Origin of the sequence: Pseudomonas sp. CH235, assembly GCF_004368175.1 — a bacterium.
Classification (GTDB): Bacteria; Pseudomonadota; Gammaproteobacteria; order Pseudomonadales; family Pseudomonadaceae; genus Aquipseudomonas; species Aquipseudomonas paraglycinae.
The window spans coordinates 146043-166638 of record NZ_RRZJ01000008.1 but is presented as its reverse complement, the minus strand read 5'-3'; the positions used below and the strand labels follow the sequence as shown (position 1 = coordinate 166638).

The 20596-nt window shown below is 59.7% G+C and carries 18 protein-coding genes; 14 read left to right on the top strand and 4 right to left on the bottom strand.

Annotation, left to right across the window (positions count from 1 at the left end; all coding sequences use genetic code 11):
* Window positions 1–68 precede the first annotated feature (68 nt).
* Window positions 69–1700: a Na+/H+ antiporter gene (locus EIY71_RS11610; RefSeq protein WP_134021746.1), complete on the top strand. Its 1632-nt coding sequence runs from the start codon at window positions 69–71 to the stop codon at window positions 1698–1700.
* Between the two features lie 8 nt (window positions 1701–1708).
* Here EIY71_RS11610 and EIY71_RS11605 read toward each other — a convergent pair whose 3' ends face one another.
* The 4 genes from EIY71_RS11605 to map all read right to left on the bottom strand — a co-directional run bounded on the left by EIY71_RS11605 (window position 1709) and on the right by map (window position 7372).
* Entirely contained in the window at window positions 1709–2437 is a 729-nt protein-coding gene (locus EIY71_RS11605; protein WP_134021744.1) for a M12 family metallopeptidase, read from the bottom strand.
* A 166-nt stretch (window positions 2438–2603) separates the two neighbouring features.
* Window positions 2604–3803 carry a succinyldiaminopimelate transaminase gene (dapC, locus tag EIY71_RS11600; protein ID WP_134021742.1) on the bottom strand — a complete coding sequence of 400 codons (1200 nt, stop codon included), beginning with the start codon at window positions 3801–3803 and terminating at the stop codon, window positions 2604–2606.
* Window positions 3804–3846: 43 nt separating this feature from the next.
* Complete coding sequence (locus tag EIY71_RS11595) at window positions 3847–6549, bottom strand: [protein-PII] uridylyltransferase (RefSeq protein ID WP_134021740.1); 2703 nt, start codon at window positions 6547–6549, stop codon at window positions 3847–3849.
* Window positions 6550–6589: 40 nt separating this feature from the next.
* Window positions 6590–7372, bottom strand: a complete 783-nt coding sequence (map, locus tag EIY71_RS11590) for a type I methionyl aminopeptidase (protein WP_039769663.1) — start codon at window positions 7370–7372, stop codon at window positions 6590–6592.
* Window positions 7373–7746: 374 nt separating this feature from the next.
* On the opposite strand from map, the gene rpsB reads away from it, so the two are divergent.
* The 13 genes from rpsB (at window position 7747) to lpxA (ending at window position 20594) form a co-directional block, all read left to right on the top strand.
* Complete coding sequence (gene rpsB, locus EIY71_RS11585; protein WP_008052780.1) at window positions 7747–8484, top strand: 30S ribosomal protein S2; 738 nt, start codon at window positions 7747–7749, stop codon at window positions 8482–8484.
* Window positions 8485–8674: 190 nt separating this feature from the next.
* Window positions 8675–9538, top strand: coding sequence for a translation elongation factor Ts (gene tsf, locus EIY71_RS11580; protein WP_011332682.1), 864 nt, complete (start codon window positions 8675–8677; stop codon window positions 9536–9538).
* A 211-nt stretch (window positions 9539–9749) separates the two neighbouring features.
* Window positions 9750–10493, top strand: a complete 744-nt coding sequence (gene pyrH, locus EIY71_RS11575; protein ID WP_003222124.1) for a UMP kinase — start codon at window positions 9750–9752, stop codon at window positions 10491–10493.
* Window positions 10490–11047, top strand: a complete 558-nt coding sequence (gene frr, locus EIY71_RS11570) for a ribosome recycling factor (RefSeq protein ID WP_007954771.1) — start codon at window positions 10490–10492, stop codon at window positions 11045–11047. Before pyrH ends, frr begins: the two co-directional genes overlap by 4 nt.
* Before the next feature lie 14 nt (window positions 11048–11061).
* Window positions 11062–11817, top strand: coding sequence for a polyprenyl diphosphate synthase (gene uppS, locus EIY71_RS11565; protein WP_007954779.1), 756 nt, complete (start codon window positions 11062–11064; stop codon window positions 11815–11817).
* Window positions 11817–12623, top strand: a complete 807-nt coding sequence (locus EIY71_RS11560; protein WP_102686554.1) for a phosphatidate cytidylyltransferase — start codon at window positions 11817–11819, stop codon at window positions 12621–12623. The genes uppS and EIY71_RS11560 overlap by 1 nt, the downstream gene beginning before the upstream one ends.
* Window positions 12620–13810, top strand: a complete 1191-nt coding sequence (gene ispC / locus EIY71_RS11555; RefSeq protein WP_085748108.1) for a 1-deoxy-D-xylulose-5-phosphate reductoisomerase — start codon at window positions 12620–12622, stop codon at window positions 13808–13810. Before EIY71_RS11560 ends, ispC begins: the two co-directional genes overlap by 4 nt.
* Window positions 13811–13863: 53 nt before the next feature.
* Window positions 13864–15216: a sigma E protease regulator RseP gene (gene rseP, locus EIY71_RS11550; RefSeq protein ID WP_085748109.1), complete on the top strand. Its 1353-nt coding sequence runs from the start codon at window positions 13864–13866 to the stop codon at window positions 15214–15216.
* Between the two features lie 74 nt (window positions 15217–15290).
* Window positions 15291–17666, top strand: coding sequence for an outer membrane protein assembly factor BamA (gene bamA, locus EIY71_RS11545; RefSeq protein ID WP_085748110.1), 2376 nt, complete (start codon window positions 15291–15293; stop codon window positions 17664–17666).
* 45 nt (window positions 17667–17711) lie between these two features.
* The gene (locus tag EIY71_RS11540) at window positions 17712–18215 is read left to right on the top strand and encodes an OmpH family outer membrane protein (RefSeq protein WP_003222140.1); all 504 of its coding nucleotides are present in this window, start codon (window positions 17712–17714) and stop codon (window positions 18213–18215) included.
* Between the two features lie 3 nt (window positions 18216–18218).
* A complete protein-coding gene (lpxD, locus tag EIY71_RS11535; protein ID WP_085748111.1) occupies window positions 18219–19274 on the top strand; it encodes a UDP-3-O-(3-hydroxymyristoyl)glucosamine N-acyltransferase in 1056 nt (351 codons plus the stop codon).
* A 106-nt stretch (window positions 19275–19380) separates the two neighbouring features.
* Window positions 19381–19821, top strand: a complete 441-nt coding sequence (gene fabZ / locus EIY71_RS11530; RefSeq protein WP_003222142.1) for a 3-hydroxyacyl-ACP dehydratase FabZ — start codon at window positions 19381–19383, stop codon at window positions 19819–19821.
* Window positions 19818–20594 carry an acyl-ACP--UDP-N-acetylglucosamine O-acyltransferase gene (lpxA, locus tag EIY71_RS11525; protein ID WP_085748112.1) on the top strand — a complete coding sequence of 259 codons (777 nt, stop codon included), beginning with the start codon at window positions 19818–19820 and terminating at the stop codon, window positions 20592–20594. The genes fabZ and lpxA overlap by 4 nt, the downstream gene beginning before the upstream one ends.
* Window positions 20595–20596: the final 2 nt, after the last annotated feature.

Below are 20596 nucleotides of genomic sequence, written 5' to 3'. Positions count from 1 at the left end.
CGGTCAGCCACAGCCTAAGCGGCTAATATGGCAGTTCAACGCTGTCGATTGTCCGGGATTTCCGCTTTATGCAAACCGCTTATACCGTCCTGATCCTGCTGATGCTGGTCAGTGTCTCGCGCCTGGTGGGACGGGTGATTCCGCTGCCGCTGCCACTGGTACAGATCGCCGCCGGCGCCTTGCTGGCCTGGCCGACCCTCGGCCTGCACGTGGCCCTTGATCCCGAACTGTTCCTGTTTCTGTTCCTGCCGCCGCTGCTGTTTTCCGATGGCTGGCGCATGCCCAAGCGCGAATTGTGGCGCCTGCGCGGGCCGGTGCTGACGCTGGCAGTCGGGTTGGTGCTGTTTACCGTGGTCGGCGCCGGTTACTTCATTCATTGGCTGCTGCCGACGATTCCTTTACCGGTGGCCTTTGCGCTGGCGGCGGTGCTGTCGCCGACGGATGCCGTGGCGGTTTCGGCCATCGCGCAAAACCGTTTGCCGACGCCGCTAATGCACATGCTGCAAGGCGAGGCGTTGATGAATGATGCCTCGGGCCTGGTGACATTCAAATTCGCCTTGGTTGCCGCGGTGACCGGTGCGTTTTCCCTGGCCAATGCCAGTCTGACCTTCGTGCTGGTGGCAGTCGGCGGGCTGGCGATCGGTGTGGCACTGAGCTGGCTGGTCGGCCGGTTGCGCGCCTGGATGATCGCCCGGGGCTGGGACGATCCGGCGACCCACGTGGTGTTCATGTTGCTGCTGCCGTTTGCCGCTTACGTGCTGGCCGAACGGCTTGGCGCGTCGGGCATCCTTTCGGCAGTGGCGGCGGGGATGATGCAGAGCTGGCTCGATCTGCTGCCGCGCCAGACCAGCACGCGTTTGCTCAACCGCAGTGTCTGGTCGTTACTGGAATTCGCCTTCAATGGCCTGATCTTCCTGCTGCTGGGGCTGCAACTTCCGGACATCATCAAGGCGGTGGTTAGCCACGAGAGCTCGTTATGGCCGACCCTGTTCTATCGCTGTCTCGATGTGGTGGCGATCTTCCTGGCGCTTGTACTGTTGCGTTTCATCTGGGTACAGAGCATCTGGCGCCTGTCGGTGTTGCTGCGCCGCCTGCGCGGCAAGGGGGATCTGACGCAAGTGCCGACCGCCCGTTCCTGCTGGCTGCTGACCGTCGGTGGCGTACGCGGTGCGGTGACCCTGGCAGGCGTGATGTCGGTGCCGATGCTGATGGGCAGCGAGGCGTTCCCCGAGCGCGATCTGCTGATCTTCATCGCCGCCGGGGTGATCCTGTTGTCGCTGGTGGCGGCGTGCATTGCGCTGCCGTTGCTGTTGCGCGGCATCGAAAAGAGCCCGGACGACAAACGCCGTCAGGAAGTGCGCGACGCCTGGCGCAAGACGGCGGAAGCAGCGATTCATGCGCTGGAGACCGAAGAGGTCAACCCGCAGGATGCCGCGCAAGCCGCGCTGGCAGCGGAGCTCAAGGCCCGGATCATGTCCGAGTATCGTCATCAACTGGAGGTGTTCAACGATTCGGCCGAAGCCCAGGCGCTGGCGTTCCAGATGGATCTGCTGGAGCGCCGCCTGCGACTCAAGGCGCTGCGCGCGCAACGCCTCGAGTTGTACAGCCTCAGCCGTCAGCACCAGATCGGTGATGATGTGTTGCGTGAAGTGTTGGGCGAGCTCGACTTGAGTGAGGCCAACCTGGGGCAGGTCAAATAGGCAGCGCGTTACCTGGGATAGAGCAATCTCATCAGGCGTTTGTCTTTCTTGCTGATCGTGCGGTTGATCGGCACCTCCCAGTTGCCCACCGTCAAGGTGTTGGCCACGGGGTGGTGCATGATCGACCTGCGGTCGTAGGCGGTGTAGATCGCGTCCAGCGTGTCGAAGGAAGCGAACAGGTTTCTGTCGACCTGCTCCTCGGTCAGCGGGTTCATCTCGCGATTTTTGTAGAACTCGTACACCTTCGGTTTATCCCACGGAATTTTTGCCTGTGGGTGTTGGTGTTCATGCAGCGCGCCCAGCGCATGACCGAACTCGTGCATCACGATCACTTCAAAGTCCTGGTGATCCGGCTTTACGCCCAGGTTCATGGTCGGATAGTCCGGATGAATCAGCAGCGCATCGGTGCCGAGCATCGAACTGTTGTCGTTGTTTTTAGTAGCGATGCGGATGTCGCCCAACAGGTCATCGACGAATTCAAACGTGAGGTTGATGTACGGCAACCACTGGCTGGCGGCATCGATGATCTTCTTCTTGTGATCGGTATCGGGCGCGTCCATGAAGGCGATTTTCAGTATGCGGCCGTTAGCCCACAGTTTTGAGTAGTTGACGACGGAGCGCTTGCGGCGAGTGCCGGTCGCGGTGCCGGCATTGGCCGGGTTTTCGTTGATGGCGGCTATATACGCCGCCTGATCGTCGGGCCATTGGTTGAGTTGGCAATCGAGCAGTTCTGTCATTTTCACTTCTTCCATGAAGTCAAAGATCGGTTTTTAGTAAGGCGCAGCGAACGGCGCCGCTCAAGACTAACGTCTGGCGGGCGGGGGAGTGGGGTAGAAAAGAAGGGGAACTGTTACGTGATATTTGACCACCCGTGCCGGATTGCCAGGCACGGGCGTTCAGGCATTACTTGTGGCGCAGGACGAAATCGCGGATACGCTCGGCAGCCTCGACGCATTCCGCCAGCGGCGCAACCAGCGCCATCCGCACGCGCCCGGCGCCCGGATTGACCCCATCGACGTCACGGGACAAGTACGAACCCGGCACCACGGTCACGTGTTCTTCGGCAAACAGATCGCGGCAGAACGCGGCATCGTCGCCTTGCACATTCGGCCACAGGTAGAAGCTGCCATCCGGACGCTGCACATCCATCACCGGGCTGAGGATCGCCAGTACGGCATCGAACTTCTCGCGATACAGCGCTCGGTTGGCGCGCACGTGCACTTCGTCATTCCACGCGGCGACGCTGGCCAGTTGGGTCTGAACCGGCATCGCGCAGCCGTGGTAGGTGCGGTACAGCAGGAAACCTTTGAGGATGTCGGCATCGCCGGCAACGAAACCGGAGCGCAGGCCCGGCAGGTTCGAACGCTTGGACAGGCTGTGGAACACCACGCAGCGTTTGAAATCCTTGCGACCCAGTTCGGCACAGGCGCTGAGCAGGCCCGGCGGCGGAGTCTGTTCGTCGAAGTACAGCTCGCTGTAGCACTCGTCGGCGGCGATAACGAAATCATATTCGTCGGCCAGGGCAATGAGCTTTTTCAGCACGTCGACCGGGATCAGCGCGCCGGTCGGATTGCCTGGCGAGCACAGGAACAGGATCTGGCAGCGTTTCCAGATGTCCGGCGATACGGCGTCGAAATCCGGGTTGAAGCCGTTCTCGTCCAGGCACGGCAGGTAATGCGGCTTGGCGCCGGCGAGGAACGCCGCGCCTTCGTAGATCTGATAGAACGGGTTCGGGCTGACGACCAAGGCGTCATCGCCACGGTTGACCACGGTCTGCGTGAAGGCGAACAGCGCTTCACGGGTGCCGTTGACCGGCAGCACGTTGCGCGCCGGGTCGATCCAGCCGCTCGGCACGTTGAAACGACGTTCGCACCAAGCCGCGATGGCTTCGCGCAGGGCCGGAATGCCGAGGGTGGTCGGGTACACCGACATCTGCTCCAGATTGTTCGCCAGCGCCTCGGCGACAAAGCTTGGCGAGCGATGCTTCGGTTCGCCAATGGACAGCGCGATCGGGCGCTTGTCCGGGTTTGGCGTGACGCTGCCGAGCAGGGCGCGGAGCTTTTCGAACGGGTAGGGCTGAAGCTGTGACAGAGCGTTGTTCATCGGTGCGGGATCTCGTGCAAAGCGGTTGAATCCGGGCGCGCAATCAAATGCTGATGCGCGACAGTTTGATATCGGGTTCCTGATTGACGCTCAGCTGTTCGACGATGGCATCCTGCAAACGGCTGCACAGCAGCGGGTCGGACAGCGGTTGATTGTGGGCGTCGGTGATGAAGAACACGTCTTCCACCCGCTCGCCCAGGGTGGCGATCTTGGCGTTCTGCAGCGACAGGTCGAATTCGAGGAAAATCCCGCCGACCCGTGCCAGCAGGCCCGGGCGATCGGGTGCCGTGAGTTCCAGCACCGTCACCGGGCGCTGGGCATCGTTGTGGATCGTCACCTGCGGGGCGAACGCGAAATGCTTGAGCTGGCGCGGCACCCGACGCTGGATGATCGTCGGGTAGTCGGCCGGGTTGCGCAGGGCTTCGGTCAGGCCGTCGCGAATCTGCTTGACCCGGACCGGATTGTCGCCGATCGAGTCGCCATCGGTGTCGAGCACGATGTAGGTGTCGAGGGTGAACTGGCTGCTGGACGTGATGACCCGGGCGTCGTGAATGTTCAGGTTGAGCTGGTCCATCGCCGCCACGGTCACGGCGAAGAAGTCGTGCTGGTCCGGCGCGTAGATGAAGATCTGCGTGCCGCCCTCGAACTCGCGCTGGGTGGTTTCCTTGATCAGCACCAGCGGACCGCCTTCGGCCGGTTGCTGAAGGATGGCGTCGGTGTGCCAGGCCACGTCGCCGGCGGTGTGGCGCAGGAAGTAGTCATCGCCCAGTTGCGCCCACAATTGCTCGACGTCATCCGGATCGGTGCCGCCGCGCACCAGAATGTCCAGTGCCGCACTCTGGGTCTGGCGGATCTGCTCTTCGCGATCCACCGGATTCTCCAGGCCACGGCGCAGGGCGCGCTTGGTCTCGGTGTAGAGCTGGCGCAGCAGGCTGGCACGCCACGAGTTCCAGAGAGTCGGGTTGGTCGCGTTGATGTCGGCCACGGTCAGCACGTACAGGTAGTCGAGACGGGTTTCGTCACCGACCGCCAGCGCGAAGTCGTGGATTACCTGCGGGTCGGACAGGTCCTTGCGCTGGGCGGTGGTCGACATCACCAGGTGGTTCTGCACCAGCCACACGATCAGGCGGCTGTCCCACACCGGCAGTTGGTGCCGCTGGCAGAACGCCTCGGCATCGACCGCGCCGATCTCCGAGTGATCGCCATGCCGGCCCTTGCCGATGTCGTGGTACAGGCCGGCCATATAAATCAGTTCAGGCTTGGGCAGTTTCGCCATCAGCTTGGCGGCCAGCGGGAATTTCTCCGACACCTGGGTGTACTGCAATTTGCGCAGGTGTTTGATCAGGTTCAGCGTGTGCGCATCGACCGTATAGATGTGGAACAGGTCGTGCTGCATCTGCCCGACGATGAAGCCGAACTCCGGCAGGTAGCGCCCGAGAATGCCGTAGCGGTTCATTCGCCGCAGGTTGCGGTGGATGCCGATCTTGCACTTGAACAGCTCGATGAACAGGCTGGTATTGCGGATGTCGTTGCGGAAGTTGTCGTCGATCAGGTGGCGGTTTTCCCGCAGCAGACGAATCGTGTCGGCGCGTACACCTTTGATTTCCGGCTGCTGGGCCATCAGCACGAAGATCTCGAGCATGGCAAACGGCGTGCGGCGGAATACGTTGTCGTTGCGAGCTTCGATGTAGCCGTCGTGCAGTTGGAAACGCGAGTTGATCGGCTGCGGCGGTGCTTCGTCTTCCGGGGCGAGGATGACTTCCTCGAAGTGCTGGATGATCAGGTCGCTGAGCTGGGCGATGCTCATCACCACGCGGAAGTACTGCTGCATGAAGTTTTCGACGGCCTGTTTGGCGTCGTCGCCTTCAAAACCCAGCAGCCCGGCGATGGTGCGCTGGTGATCGAACAGCAGGCGGTCCTCGGAGCGACCGGCGAGCATGTGCAGGGCGTAACGCACCTTCCAGAGGAATTCCTGGGAGGAGGCCAGCAAGGTGTTTTCGCTCTCGACCAGAAAGCCTTCGCCGGCCAGGGCCCGCAGGTTCAGGGTGCCGTACTGACGACGGGCCACCCACAGAATCGTCTGAATATCCCGTAGTCCGCCAGGCGAGCCTTTGACGTTGGGTTCCAGGTTGTATTCGGTGTCGTTGTATTTGTGGTGGCGAGCCTTCTGTTCGGCGCGCTTGGCCAGGAAGAAATCCTTGCTCGGCCACATGTGTGCGGTGCTGGTGACATCGAGCATGCGCTGGCGCAGGCGCTCGGGGCCGCAGATGGTGCGGCTTTCCATCAGGTTGGTGACCACCGTCAGGTCGGCGCGGGCCTCTTCGGCGCATTCGTCGACGGAGCGAACGCTCTGACCGACTTCCAGGCCGATGTCCCACAGCAGCGTCAGAAAACGCTCGATGGAATCGCGGAAAATTTCGTGGTCGGCGCTGTCCAGCAGGATCAGCAGGTCGATGTCGGAATAGGGGTGCAATTCGCCGCGACCGTAGCCGCCGACCGCGACCAGCGCGATGTCGGCGTCTTCGCTCCAGTCGAACTGGTCCCAGGCCTTTTGCAGGATGTTGTCGACGAACCAGGCCCGGTCTTCGATCAGCCGTCGGATATCGCGACCGGCCCGAAAACGTGCATCGAGCACCTCGCGGGCCTGGCGGATCGCCTTTTTGAACGCCGCGATGGGACTCGCTTTCAGGGCCAGTTCAGCCTGGAACTGGCCGCGGTCGAAGAGTTCGGGATCCACCTGCGGCATCGATTGGCTTTCCTTCTATAGGCTGGGAACGGTGTCTGGATCAGGCCGAGATGCGCGGGATGGTGTCGTCGCTGCGCAGGGTGAAGATCTCGTAGCCGGTGTCGGTGACAAGCAAAGTGTGTTCCCACTGTGCCGACAGCTTGCGATCCTTGGTGATCGCGGTCCAGCCGTCGCCCAGTACTTTGGTGTCGGCCTTGCCCTGGTTGATCATCGGCTCGATGGTGAAGGTCATGCCGGCCTTCAGTTCCATGCCGGTGCCGGCGCGGCCGTAATGCAGGATCTGCGGCTCTTCGTGGAACACCTTGCCGATGCCGTGACCGCAGAACTCACGCACCACCGAGAAGCCGTTCTTTTCAGCGTGCTTCTGAATGATTTCGCCGATGTCGCCGAGGCGGCAGCCGGGTTTGACGATCTCGATCGCCTTGTACATGCATTCCTGGGTGACCTGCGACAGGCGCTCGGCCCAGACCGGCACGGTGCCGACGTGGAACATGCGGCTGGTGTCGCCGTGATAGCCGTCCTTGATCACGGTGACGTCGATGTTCAGGGTGTCGCCGTTTTTCAGCGGCTTGTCGTTCGGGATACCGTGGCAGACCACGTGGTTGATCGAGGTGCAGATCGACTTCGGGTAGCCCTTGTAGTTGAGCGGGGCAGGGATGGCCTGCTGCACGTTGACGATATAGTCGTGGCAGATCTGGTTCAGCTCATCGGTGGTCACGCCCGGCTTGACGTGTTCGGCAATCATTTCCAGCACATCGGCGGCCAGTTTGCCGGCGACACGCATGCCAGCGATGTCCTCGGGGGTTTTGAGGGTGACGGTCATACAGACTCTCTCTGCGCTCGGCGGCGCTTGCTGATACGAACAGGGGCGCGGCTGTTGGTTTGGCGGCCCCGAAAAACGCGATTCTAACAGACCAAAGGCGCAAATCCGCGCCTGCGTGCATCGCTTCTCTCTATACAATGCGGTGCATTGTCCCGATTCCAAGGGCCTGGCGCGCATGTCCCTGACGCGATTGCAGATTCCGGGTTCCGTTTGCGTCGTCCCTGTGGTATAAAATGCGCCGCTTTCCGGGGATAGCTCCGGGAGCATTAACCCACACACGTGTCGACACGATGGCCTGGGTGCCTTTGATCCTCGGATCAATGGTTGGTCATTGGGATACGTGGAGGCCCAACCCGACTTATCAAGGAACTATCATGTCCCAAGTCAACATGCGCGATATGCTGAAGGCCGGTGTGCACTTCGGTCACCAAACCCGTTACTGGAATCCGAAAATGGGTAAATACATTTTCGGCGCGCGTAACAAGATTCACATCATCAACCTTGAAAAAACCCTGCCAATGTTCAACGAAGCTCTGACTTTCGTAGAGCGTCTGGCCCAGGGCAAAAACAAGATTCTGTTCGTCGGCACCAAGCGTTCCGCTGGCAAGATCGTTGCTGAAGAAGCAGCACGTTGCGGTTCGCCGTACGTCGATCACCGCTGGTTGGGCGGCATGCTGACCAACTTCAAGACCATCCGTGCTTCCATCAAGCGTCTGCGTGACCTTGAAGTACAAGCCGAAGACGGTACTTTCGCCAAGCTGACCAAGAAAGAAGCGCTGATGCGCACTCGCGATCTTGAGAAGCTGGATCGCTCCCTGGGCGGCATCAAGGACATGGGCGGTCTGCCAGACGCACTGTTCGTGATCGACGTTGATCACGAGCGCATCGCGATCACCGAAGCCAACAAGCTGGGCATCCCGGTCATCGGCGTTGTCGATACCAACAGCAGCCCGGAAGGCGTTGACTACATCATCCCAGGCAACGATGACGCAATCCGCGCTATCCAGCTGTACATGGGTTCGATGGCTGACGCAGTCATTCGCGGTCGCAACAACGTTGCTGGCGGTACTGTAGAATTCGCAGCTGAAGAAACTCAGGCTGCAGCTGAGTAATTGACGCCCTGGCGTTGACTCAGTAAGCAAAAAGGGGGCTTGGCCCCCTTTTTGCCACCTCGAAAACCATTTGTCGGCAGCGCAGCTACAGCATCTGTAACGTGCAGCGGCTACAAGGTGTCTCGGGAAGAATTGAACGCCCGTTCGATCGGGTGGAATGGTTGAAAACCTATCCAAGAGGAATTTGAAAATGGCAGCAATTACTGCAGCGTTGGTCAAAGAACTGCGCGAGCGTACCGGCGAAGGCATGATGGATTGCAAGAAAGCCCTGGAAAAGGCTGGCGGCGACATCGAAAAAGCCATTGATGACATGCGTGCTTCGGGCGCGATCAAGGCTGCCAAGAAAGCTGGCAACGTTGCCGCTGAAGGCGCTATCGCAATCAAGGACGACGGCAAGGCTGCCGTTCTGATCGAAGTCAACTCGCAGACCGACTTCCTGGCTCTGCAGGACGACTTCAAAAACTTCGTTGCTGCCAGCGTTGACAAAGCATTCGCTGACAAGCTGACCGACGCAGCTCCGCTGATCGCTGCTCAAGAAGCCGCTCGCGAAGCACTGGTTGCCAAAGTAGGCGAGAACGTCAACATCCGTCGCCTGGTGCGCGTAGAAGGCGACGTAGTCGGCACCTACCTGCACGGCAACAAGATCGGTGTTGCTGTTGTCCTGAAAGGCGGCGACGTCGAGCTGGCCAAAGACATCGCAATGCACGTTGCTGCAAGCAACCCTGAGTTCCTGCTGCCTTCGCAAGTCTCCGACGAAGCGATCGAGCGTGAAAAAGCTGTGTTCCTGCAGCTGAACGAAGAAAAAATCAAAGGCAAGCCAGAAAACATTGTTGAGAACATGGTCAAAGGCCGTATCAGCAAGTTCCTGGCAGAAGCAAGCCTGGTTGAGCAGGCGTTCGTCAAGAACCCTGAAATCAAGGTTGGCGAGCTGGCCAAGAAAGGCGGCGCTGAAATCGTTTCCTTCACCTACTTCAAAGTAGGCGAAGGCATCGAGAAGCCGGTCGACAACTTCGCTGAAGAAGTTGCTGCCCAGCTGGCTGCCGCCAAGCAATAAGACGGTTTTTCAACTGTCGCCCGAAAGAGGCTGCCCGCTCACGCGCGCAGCCTCTTTTCAGATAGGGTTACCAATTTTTAATTGGTTTCCCCTTGGAACTGACTTACAAAGCCATGTTCCGATGGCGCTGAAGCAGCGCCAAGCTAGAGTGAACGCCAGCTGTAAAAAGCTCGCAAAGAATTTTTAAAATACGCCGCAGGAGAGATTCGCAATGGCTCAGCAGGGCAGTGGTTATCAGGCTCGCTATAAACGCATTCTACTCAAGCTTAGCGGCGAGGCCCTGATGGGCTCGGAAGAGTTCGGGATCGATCCTAAGGTGCTGGATCGCATGGCGCTGGAAGTCGGCCAGCTGGTCGGTATCGGCGTCCAGGTTGGTCTGGTGATTGGCGGTGGCAACCTGTTCCGCGGTGAAGCGCTGAGCAAGGCCGGCATGGATCGGGTCACGGGCGACCACATGGGCATGCTGGCCACTGTGATGAACGCCCTGGCCATGCGCGATGCGCTGGAACGTGCCAATATCTCGGCGATCGTGATGTCGGCCATCTCCATGGTCGGTGTGACCGATCACTATGACCGTCGCAAGGCCATGCGCCACCTGAACTCCAAGGACGTGGTGATCTTCGCGGCCGGTACCGGCAATCCGTTCTTTACCACGGATTCGGCAGCCTGCCTGCGCGCCATTGAAATCGACGCCGATGTCGTGCTCAAGGCGACCAAGGTCGATGGCGTCTACACCGCTGACCCGTTCAAAGACCCGCATGCCGAGAAGTTCGATCATCTGACTTACGATGAAGTACTGGATCGCAAGCTGGGCGTAATGGATCTGACGGCCATCTGCCTGTGCCGCGATCACAAGATGCCGCTGCGCGTATTTAACATGAACAAGCCCGGCGCCCTGCTGAACATCGTGCATGGTGGCGCAGAAGGGACTTTGATCGAGGAAGGCCAACAATGATCAACGAAATCAAGAAAGACGCCCAAGCGCGTATGCAGAAATCCCTGGAGTCTCTGAACCACGCGTTCGGTCAGATTCGTACCGGCAAGGCTCACCCGAGCATCCTCGGCAGTGTCATGGTGCCTTACTACGGCACTGATACTCCGCTGAGCGGCGTTGCCAACGTCACCGTGAAAGACTCGCGCACCCTGCAGGTCGTGGCGTTCGAGCGCAACATGCTCGCTGCTGTCGACAAGGCAATCCAAAGCGCTGGTCTGAACCTCAACCCGACCAACCTGGGTGAGTTGCTGTTGATCCCTATGCCGGCCCTCACCGAGGAAACGCGTAAAGGCTTCACCAAGCAGGCGCGTAGCGCTGCTGAAGACGCGCGTGTTGCCGTGCGCAATATTCGTCGTGATGCCTTGGGCGAGCTCAAGAAACTGGTCAAGGACAAGGAAATCAGCGAAGACGAAGAGCGTCGTGCCATCGCTGATATCGATAAGCTGACCAAAGAATCCGAGGCCCAGATCACCAAGGCCACGGACGAGAAAGAAAAAGACCTGATGGCCGTATAAGGGTCGAGTTTTAAATGGACAAGACCAAGCAGACTGCGCCGTCCGCGGTGCCGCGCCATGTCGCGATCATCATGGATGGCAATAATCGCTGGGCGAAAAAACGCTTTATGCCGGGTGTCGCCGGGCATAAGGCGGGCGTAGACGCTGTGCGGGCGGTGATCGAGGTGTGTGCCGAGGCCAAGGTCGAGGTGCTCACCCTGTTCGCCTTTTCCAGTGAAAACTGGCAGCGCCCGGCCGATGAGGTCAGCGCCTTGATGGATCTGTTCTTCAAGGCGTTGCGTCGCGAGGCAAAGCGCCTGAATGACAACAACATCAGTCTGCGCATCATCGGTGACCGTACGCGGTTCCATCCGGAGCTTCAGGCCGCCATGCGTGAAGCGGAAGCGATGACCGCCGGTGCCAACCGTTTCATCCTGCAGATCGCCGCCAACTACGGCGGTCAGTGGGACATTGCGCAAGCGGCGCAGCGTCTGGCGCGTGAAGTTCAGGCCGGTCATCTGCGGCCGGAAGACATCACGCCGGATCTGCTGCAGACCTGCCTGGTTACCGGTGATCTGCCGTTGCCCGACTTGTGCATCCGCACCGGCGGCGAGCACCGCATCAGCAATTTCCTCTTGTGGCAGCTGGCTTACGCCGAGCTGTACTTCTCCGACCTGTTCTGGCCGGACTTCAAACACGAAGCCATGCGCAATGCGCTGGCCGATTTCGCTTTGCGCCAGCGCCGCTTCGGTAAAACGAGCGAGCAGGTCGAAGCTGGAGCCCGGGTTTAATGCTTAAACAACGCATCATCACTGCACTGATTCTGCTGCCGATCGCCCTGGGCGGTTTTTTCCTGCTCGAGGGTTCCGGTTTTGCTCTGTTCATCGGGCTGGTCGTAAGTCTGGGCGCCTGGGAATGGGCGCGTCTGGCCGGCTTCACCGCACAGGCATTTCGTGTCGGCTACGCGGCGGTGGTCGCGCTGATGCTGTTCGTCATGTACATCCTGCCGGGGCTGGCGCCTTGGGTGTTGGGTGCTTCGGTGATCTGGTGGGCATTGGCGACCTGGCTGGTGCTGACTTACCCGCGCTCCAGCGAGCATTGGTCCAGCGCCGCCGCCAAGCTGGTGATCGGTCTGTTGATTCTGTTGCCTGCCTGGCAAGGGTTGGTGCAGATCAAGCAGTATCCGCTGGGCAACTGGCTGATCATGGCGGTGATGGTGCTGGTGTGGGGCGCTGATATCGGTGCCTATTTCTCCGGTCGCGCGTTCGGCAAGCGCAAGCTGGCGCCGCAAGTCAGTCCCGGCAAAAGCTGGGAGGGCGTGTATGGCGGTCTGGCGCTGAGCCTGGTCATCACCACCCTGGTCGCGCTGTTCCGTGACTGGACGGTGGCACAACTGTTCAAGGGCTTGATCGGCGCTGCGGTGATCGTCTTCATCTCGGTGGTGGGTGACCTGACCGAAAGCATGTTCAAGCGTCAGTCCGGCATCAAGGACAGCAGTAATCTGCTGCCCGGTCATGGTGGTGTACTGGATCGCATCGACAGCCTGACGGCGGCGATCCCGGTCTTCGCGGTGCTGTTGTGGATGGCGGCGTCGTGAGTCGCCCACAGCAGATTACCGTCCTGGGGGCGACCGGTTCGATCGGTCTGAGCACCCTGGATGTCATCGCCCGGCATCCGGAGCGTTATCAGGCTTTTGCCCTGAGCGGTTTTACCCGTCTGAGCGAACTGTTTGCCCTGTGTGTTCGCCATCTCCCGAAATATGCGGTAGTGCCGGAAGCCGGCGCTGCCCGCAGCCTGCAGGATGATTTGCGTGCTGCGGGCCTGTCGACGCAGGTGCTGGTCGGCGAAGAAGGCTTGTGTCAGGTCGCTGCTGCGCCGGAGGTGGATGCTGTCATGGCCGCCATCGTCGGCGCCGCCGGCTTGCGCCCGACTTTGGCGGCAGTTGAGGCGGGCAAGAAGATTCTTCTGGCCAACAAGGAAGCGCTGGTCATGTCCGGCGCCTTGTTCATGCAGGCCGTGCGCAAGAGCGGTTCGGTCCTGTTGCCGATCGATAGCGAGCACAACGCGATTTTCCAGTGCATGCCACAGGACTTTGCTCGCGGGTTGAGCAACGTTGGGGTCCGCCGGATTTTGCTCACGGCCTCTGGTGGCCCTTTCCGGCAGACGCCGATGGCCGAGCTGGCACATGTTTCACCCGATCAGGCGTGTGCTCACCCGAACTGGTCGATGGGTCGCAAGATCTCGGTCGATTCGGCCAGCATGATGAACAAAGGGCTCGAATTGATCGAGGCCTGCTGGTTGTTCGATGCCAAGCCATCGCAAGTCGAGGTGGTGATTCATCCGCAGAGCGTGATTCATTCGCTGGTCGATTACGTGGACGGTTCCGTGCTGGCGCAGTTGGGCAATCCCGACATGCGCACGCCGATTGCCAACGCCCTGGCCTGGCCTGAGCGCATTGACTCGGGCGTGGCGCCGCTGGATCTGTTCGCTGTAGCACGCCTGGATTTCGAAGCACCCGACGAAGAGCGCTTCCCGTGCCTGCGTCTGGCGCGCCAGGCTGCCGAGGCGGGAAACAGCGCCCCGGCCATGCTCAATGCGGCGAATGAAGTGGCGGTCGCCGCGTTTCTCGACGGACGGGTTCGCTACCTGGAAATCGCGAGTATCATCGAGGAAGTCTTGAACCTCGAACCTGTGGTGGCCCTGGACAATCTCGATGCGGTGTTCACCGCTGACGCGACTGCCCGGACATTGGCCGGGCAGTGGTTAAGTCGTCACGGCCGATAGGTCTTGCAACACATGGCTTCACGCGGCACTGGACAGGATTGCGGAGAAAGTAGATGAGCGCGCTCTATATGATTGCCGGCACCCTGATCGCTTTGGGTGTGCTGGTCACCTTTCACGAATTCGGCCATTTCTGGGTCGCGCGTCGCTGTGGCGTGAAGGTTCTGCGTTTCTCCGTGGGCTTCGGCATGCCGCTGCTGCGCTGGCACGATAAGCAGGGCACGGAGTTCGTGGTCGCGGCCATTCCGCTGGGTGGCTACGTCAAGATGCTCGACGAGCGCGAGGGCGAAGTACCGGCCGATCAGCTTCATCAATCATTCAATCGCAAGTCCGTTCGTCAACGCATCGCGATCGTCGCCGCCGGTCCTGTGGCCAACTTTCTGCTTGCGCTGGTGTTCTTCTGGGTGCTGGCCATGCTCGGCAGCGAGCAGATTCGCCCGGTCATCGGTTCGGTGGAGTCCGGCAGCATCGCTGCAACGGCCGGACTGAGCGCCGGTCAGGAAATCGTCGCGATCGACGGTGAGCCGACCTCGGGCTGGGCGGCAGTCAACCTGCAACTGGTGCGACGTCTCGGGGAAAGCGGTTCCTTGCAGGTGCTGGTGCGCGAGCAGGGCTCTACGGCTGATACGCCTCGTGAACTGGCACTCGATAAATGGCTCAAGGGGGCTGACGAGCCGGATCCGATTCGCTCTCTCGGCATTCGCCCTTGGCGTCCGGCATTGCCGCCAGTGCTGGCCGAACTCGACCCGAAAGGTCCGGCCCAGGCAGCCGGGCTGAAAACCGGCGATCGTCTGCTGACGCTCGATGGCAAGGCGCTGGATGACTGGCAGCAGGTGGTCGACACCGTTCGTACGCGTCCTGATACCAAAATCGTGCTGCGCGTCGAGCGCGACGGTGTTCCAATCGACGTCCCTGTCACACTGGCCGCGCGGGGCGAGAAGAAGTCACCAAGCGGTTACCTGGGGGCGGGCGTGAAGGCTGTCGACTGGCCGCCGGAGATGATCCGCGAGGTCAGCTACGGGCCTTTGGCAGCAATTGGCGAGGGTGCCCGTCGTACCTGGACCATGAGCGTCCTGACGCTGGATTCACTGAAGAAAATGCTCTTCGGCGAGCTCTCGGTAAAAAACTTGAGTGGACCGATAACCATTGCTAAAGTGGCGGGCGCTTCTGCCCAGTCGGGCGTCGCTGATTTCCTGAATTTCCTTGCTTATCTGAGTATTAGCCTGGGGGTTCTGAATTTGCTGCCCATTCCTGTACTGGATGGGGGGCATTTGTTGTTTTATCTGATCGAGTGGGCGCGTGGTCGTCCCTTGTCGGATCGGGTGCAAGGTTGGGGGATACAGATCGGTATCAGTTTGGTGGTCGGGGTGATGTTGCTTGCTCTGGTCAACGATCTGGGTCGACTGTAACGCTTCGCTGAATTGCGAATCTGCCGCATTTTGCGGCAGTTTGTTTATTGCCAGTTGGAATAAGAAAGGACTTCATGAAACGTCTGCTGCTAACTGCGGTTCTCACCGTATTGATGATCGCCGAAGTTCACGCCGAGTCCTTCACTATCTCTGATATTCGCGTCAATGGCCTCCAGCGGGTCTCCGCGGGTAGCGTCTTTGGTGCCTTGCCGTTGAACGTCGGCGAGCAGGCGGATGATCGTCGCCTGGTGGAATCCACTCGTGCGTTGTTCAAAACCGGTTTCTTTCAAGATATCCAGCTGGGCCGCGAAGGCAACGTTCTGGTGATCACCGTCGTCGAACGTCCCTCGGTCGCCAGCATCGAGATCGAAGGCAACAAGGCGATCTCCACCGAAGACCTGATGAAAGGCCTCAAGCAATCCGGTCTGGCCGAAGGCGAGATCTTCCAGCGCGCGACCCTCGAAGGCGTGCGTAACGAGCTGCAACGTCAATACGTTGCACAAGGTCGTTACTCGGCTACCGTCGATACCGAAGTGGTTTCGCAGCCGCGCAACCGTGTCGGCCTGAAAGTGAAGATCAACGAAGGCACCGTTGCTGCCATTCAGCACATCAACGTGGTTGGCAACACGGTTTTCCCCGAAGAAGACCTGACCGACCTGTTCGAACTGAAAACCACCAACTGGCTGTCGTTCTTCAAGAACGATGACAAGTACGCCCGTGAAAAACTGTCCGGTGACCTGGAGCGTCTGCGTTCCTACTACCTGGACCGCGGCTATATCAACATGGATATCGCTTCGACCCAGGTGTCCATCACCCCGGACAAGAAGCACGTCTACATCACCGTCAACGTCAACGAAGGCGAGAAGTACACCGTTCGTGACGTCAAACTCAGCGGTGACCTGAAGGTTCCTGAAGACCAGGTCAAGTCGCTGTTGCTGGTGCAGAAAGGCCAGGTGTTCTCGCGCAAGCTGATGACCACCACCTCCGAACTGATCACCCGTCGTCTGGGTAACGAGGGTTACACCTTCGCCAACGTCAACGGCGTACCGCAACCGCACGACGAAGATCACACCGTCGATATCCTGTTTGCTGTCGATCCAGGCAAGCGTGCCTACGTCAATCGCATCAATTTCCGTGGCAACACCAAGTCCGAGGACGAAGTGCTGCGTCGTGAAATGCGTCAAATGGAAGGTGGCTGGGCTTCGACCTACCTGATCGACCAGTCCAAGACCCGTCTGGAGCGTCTGGGCTTCTTTAAAGAAGTCAACGTCGAAACCCCGGCCGTGCCAGGTGTCGACGACCAGGTTGACGTGAACTACAGCGTTGAAGAGCAGGCTTCCGGTTCGATCACCGCCAGCGTCGGTTTCGCCCAGAGCGCCGGTCTGATCCTCGGTGGTTCGATCACCCAGAACAACTTCCTCGGTACCGGTAACCGCGTCAGCGTCGGCCTGACCCGCAGCGAATACCAGAGCCGCTACAACTTCGGCTACGTTGACCCCTACTGGACCGCCGATGGCGTGAGCCTGGGTTACAACGCGTTCTACCGTACCACCGACTACAAAGATCTCGACGTCGATGTGGCGAGCTATGCGGTAGACAGCCTGGGCGCCGGCGTGAACGTGGGCTACCCGATCAGCGAGACTTCGCGTCTGACCTTTGGTCTGTCCGTTCAACAGGACGAGATCAAGACCGGTACCTACACCGTTGACGAGATTTTCGACTTCGTTAACAGGGAAGGCGACAAGTACCTGAACTTCAAGGCCTCGGCCGGCTGGTCCGAGTCCACCTTGAACAAGGGTGTACTGCCGACCCGTGGTCGCTCCCAGAGCCTGACGCTGGAAACTACCGTTCCAGGCAGCGATCTGTCGTTCTTCAAGCTCGATTACCGTGGTCAGCTGTTCCAGCCGATCACCGATAACTACACTCTGCGCCTGCACACTGAACTGGGCTATGGCGACGGTTACGGTTCGACCGACGGCTTGCCGTTTTATGAAAACTACTATGCTGGTGGTTTCAACTCGGTGCGTGGCTTCAAGGACAGCACCCTTGGCCCGCGAAGCACGCCAAGTACGGGGAGTAACCCGGGCACGGCGAGAGACCCGGATCAGGATCCGCTGCCGTTCGGTGGTAACGTCCTGATCCAGGGCGGTGTCGAGGTTCTGTTCCCGCTCCCGTTCGTCAAGGATCAGCGTTCGCTGCGTACTTCGGTATTCTGGGATGTCGGTAACGTGTTCGACTCCAAGTGTTCCGATACTACGAACGCCAACGGTACGAAGTCGAATACCCAATGCAACGACATCAGTCTTAGCAACATGGCCAGCTCCGTCGGTGTCGGCGTGACCTGGGTCACCGCACTGGGTCCGCTGAGTTTTGCACTGGCTATGCCGATCAAGAAACCGGATGACGCTGAAACTCAAGTGTTCCAATTCTCCCTCGGTCAGACGTTCTAAGCGTTTGACCCAAGATAACGACAATGGATTTTGTAGGAGTGCATCGTGCGTAAGTTGACTCAATTGGTTCTCCTGGCCTCCGTACTGGTGGCAGGCCCGGCATTTGCCGACATGAAAATCGCCGTTCTGAACTATCAGATGGCGCTGCTGGAATCCGACGCGGCCAAGAAGTACGCCGTGGATGCCGAGAAGAAATTCGGCCCTCAACTGACCAAGCTCAAGACCCTGGAAAGCAGCGCCAAGGGCATTCAGGATCGCCTGATGGCCGGTGGCGACAAGATGCAGCAAGGCGAGCGCGAGCGTCTGGAGCTTGAGTTCAAGCAAAAGGCTCGTGACTTCCAGTTCCAGTCCAAGGAACTGAACGAAGCCAAGGCCGTTGCCGACCGCGAAATGCTCAAGCAACTGAAGCCGAAGCTGGATAGCGCAGTGGAAGAAGTCATCAAGAAAGGTGGTTTTGACTTGGTGTTCGAGCGTGGCGCAGTGATCGATGTCAAACCTCAGTACGACATCACGCGCCAGGTTATCGAGCGCATGAATCAGCTGAAGTAACCCATGACCGTGACTATCAAGCTCGGCCAGTTGGCCGAGTTCCTCGGCGCCACCCTGAGTGGCGACCCCGAGAAGCAAATCACTGGGCTAGCCACCTTGCAGGAGGCTGGCCCAGCTCAGTTGAGCTTTCTGGCAAACCCCCAATACCGTAAATACCTGGCAGGCTCGCAAGCCGCAGCCCTGTTGCTCAAGGCTGCCGACGCGGAAGGTTATGCCGGTGATGCGTTGGTGGTGCCGGATCCTTACCTGGCTTACGCGCGCATTTCCCATCTGTTCGATCCAAAGCCCAAGGCAACTGCCGGCGTTCATCCAACAGCGGTGATTGCCGAGGATGCCGTGGTTGATCCGAGTGCCAGTGTCGGTCCCTTCGTGGTGATCGAAGCCGGGGCTCGAATCGGTGCAGGCGTGACACTCGGCGCGCATTGCGTTGTCGGTGCCCGCAGCGAAATCGGCGAGGGCGGCTGGCTGGCCCCGCGGGTCACGCTGTATCACGATGTGCGGATCGGCAAGCGTGTGGTGATCCAGTCCGGTGCTGTGCTCGGCGGTGAAGGCTTCGGCTTTGCCAACGAGAAGGGCATCTGGCAAAAGATCGCCCAGATCGGTGGCGTGACCATCGGCGACGATGTGGAGATCGGCGTGAATACCGCCATCGACCGCGGTGCGTTGGCCGATACCGTGATCGGCAATGGCGTGAAGCTCGACAACCAGATTCAGATCGCCCACAACGTGCAGGTCGGTGACCACACCGCCATGGCGGCGTGCGTGGGGATTTCCGGCAGCACCAAAATCGGCAAGCACTGCATGCTCGCCGGCGGTGTTGGCCTGGTAGGGCACATCGATATTTGCGACAACGTATTCCTGACCGGGATGACCATGGTGACCCACTCGATTACCGAGCCGGGTGCCTATTCTTCCGGCACAGCTATGCAACCTGCGGCCGAATGGCGCAAAAGCGCGGCCCGTATTCGTCAGCTCGATGACATCGCGCGACGTTTGAAACAGCTGGAAAAGCGGTCCGGGGAAGTGACCCCCGACGGTAATGCTTCATCTGAAGGCTGATACCATTTCCATATCAAGTGTGCACAGCCTCTGGACTGCCTCCTTGATTTGCTAGAGGAGTGCGCGTCAGTCGCGCTCCCAATCTTTACATAGGCTTCCCCCCGAAATGATGGACATCAACGAGATTCGCGAATACCTGCCTCACCGTTACCCGTTCCTGCTGGTGGACCGGGTAGTGGAGCTGGATACGGAAGGCAAGCGCATTCGCGCCTACAAGAATGTCAGCATCAATGAACCGTTCTTCAATGGTCACTTCCCTGCGCACCCGATCATGCCGGGCGTGCTGATCATCGAAGCCATGGCTCAGGCTGCCGGGATCCTCGGTTTCAAGATGCTTGACGTGAAACCGGCCGACGGCACCCTTTACTACTTCGTCGGTTCCGACAAGCTGCGCTTCCGCCAGCCGGTGCTGCCGGGTGATCAGTTGATCCTTGAAGCCAAGTTCATCAGCTGCAAGCGTCAGATCTGGAAGTTCGAATGCCAGGCTTCGGTCGATGGTAAACCGGTCTGCTCGGCTGAAATCATTTGTGCGGAACGCAAGCTATGAGTTTGATTGACCCTCGCGCAATCATCGATCCGTCGGCCGTCCTGGCTGATGGCGTCGAGGTCGGCCCGTGGTCGATCATCGGTGCAGGTGTGGAAATCGGCGAGGGAACGGTCATCGGGCCACACGTGATCCTCAAAGGTCCGACCCGTATCGGCAGGCACAATCGCATCTACCAGTTTTCCTCTGTAGGCGAAGACACGCCGGACCTGAAATACAAGGGCGAAGAAACGCGCCTGGTGATCGGTGACCATAATGTCATCCGTGAAGGCGTGACGATTCACCGTGGCACCGTGCAGGATCGTTCCGAAACGACCTTGGGTGATCACAACCTGATCATGGCCTATGCCCACATCGGACATGACAGCGTCATCGGCAACCACTGCATCCTGGTCAACAACACCGCGTTGGCCGGCCATGTGCACGTTGATGACTGGGCGATCCTGTCCGGTTTCACCCTGGTGCATCAGTATTGCCACATTGGCGCCCACAGCTTTTCCGGCATGGGCACGGCCATCGGCAAGGACGTTCCGGCGTTCGTCACTGTATTTGGCAACCCGGCCGAAGCGCGCAGCATGAACTTCGAGGGCATGCGCCGTCGCGGTTTCAGCGAAGACGCCATTCACGCCCTGCGCCGTGCATACAAAACGGTGTATCGCCAGGGACTGACCGTCGAGCAGGCGCTGGCCGAACTCGCCGAACCGTCCGCCCAGTTCCCGGAAGTCGCGGTGTTCCGTGACTCCATTCAGTCGTCGTCTCGCGGCATCACCCGCTGATC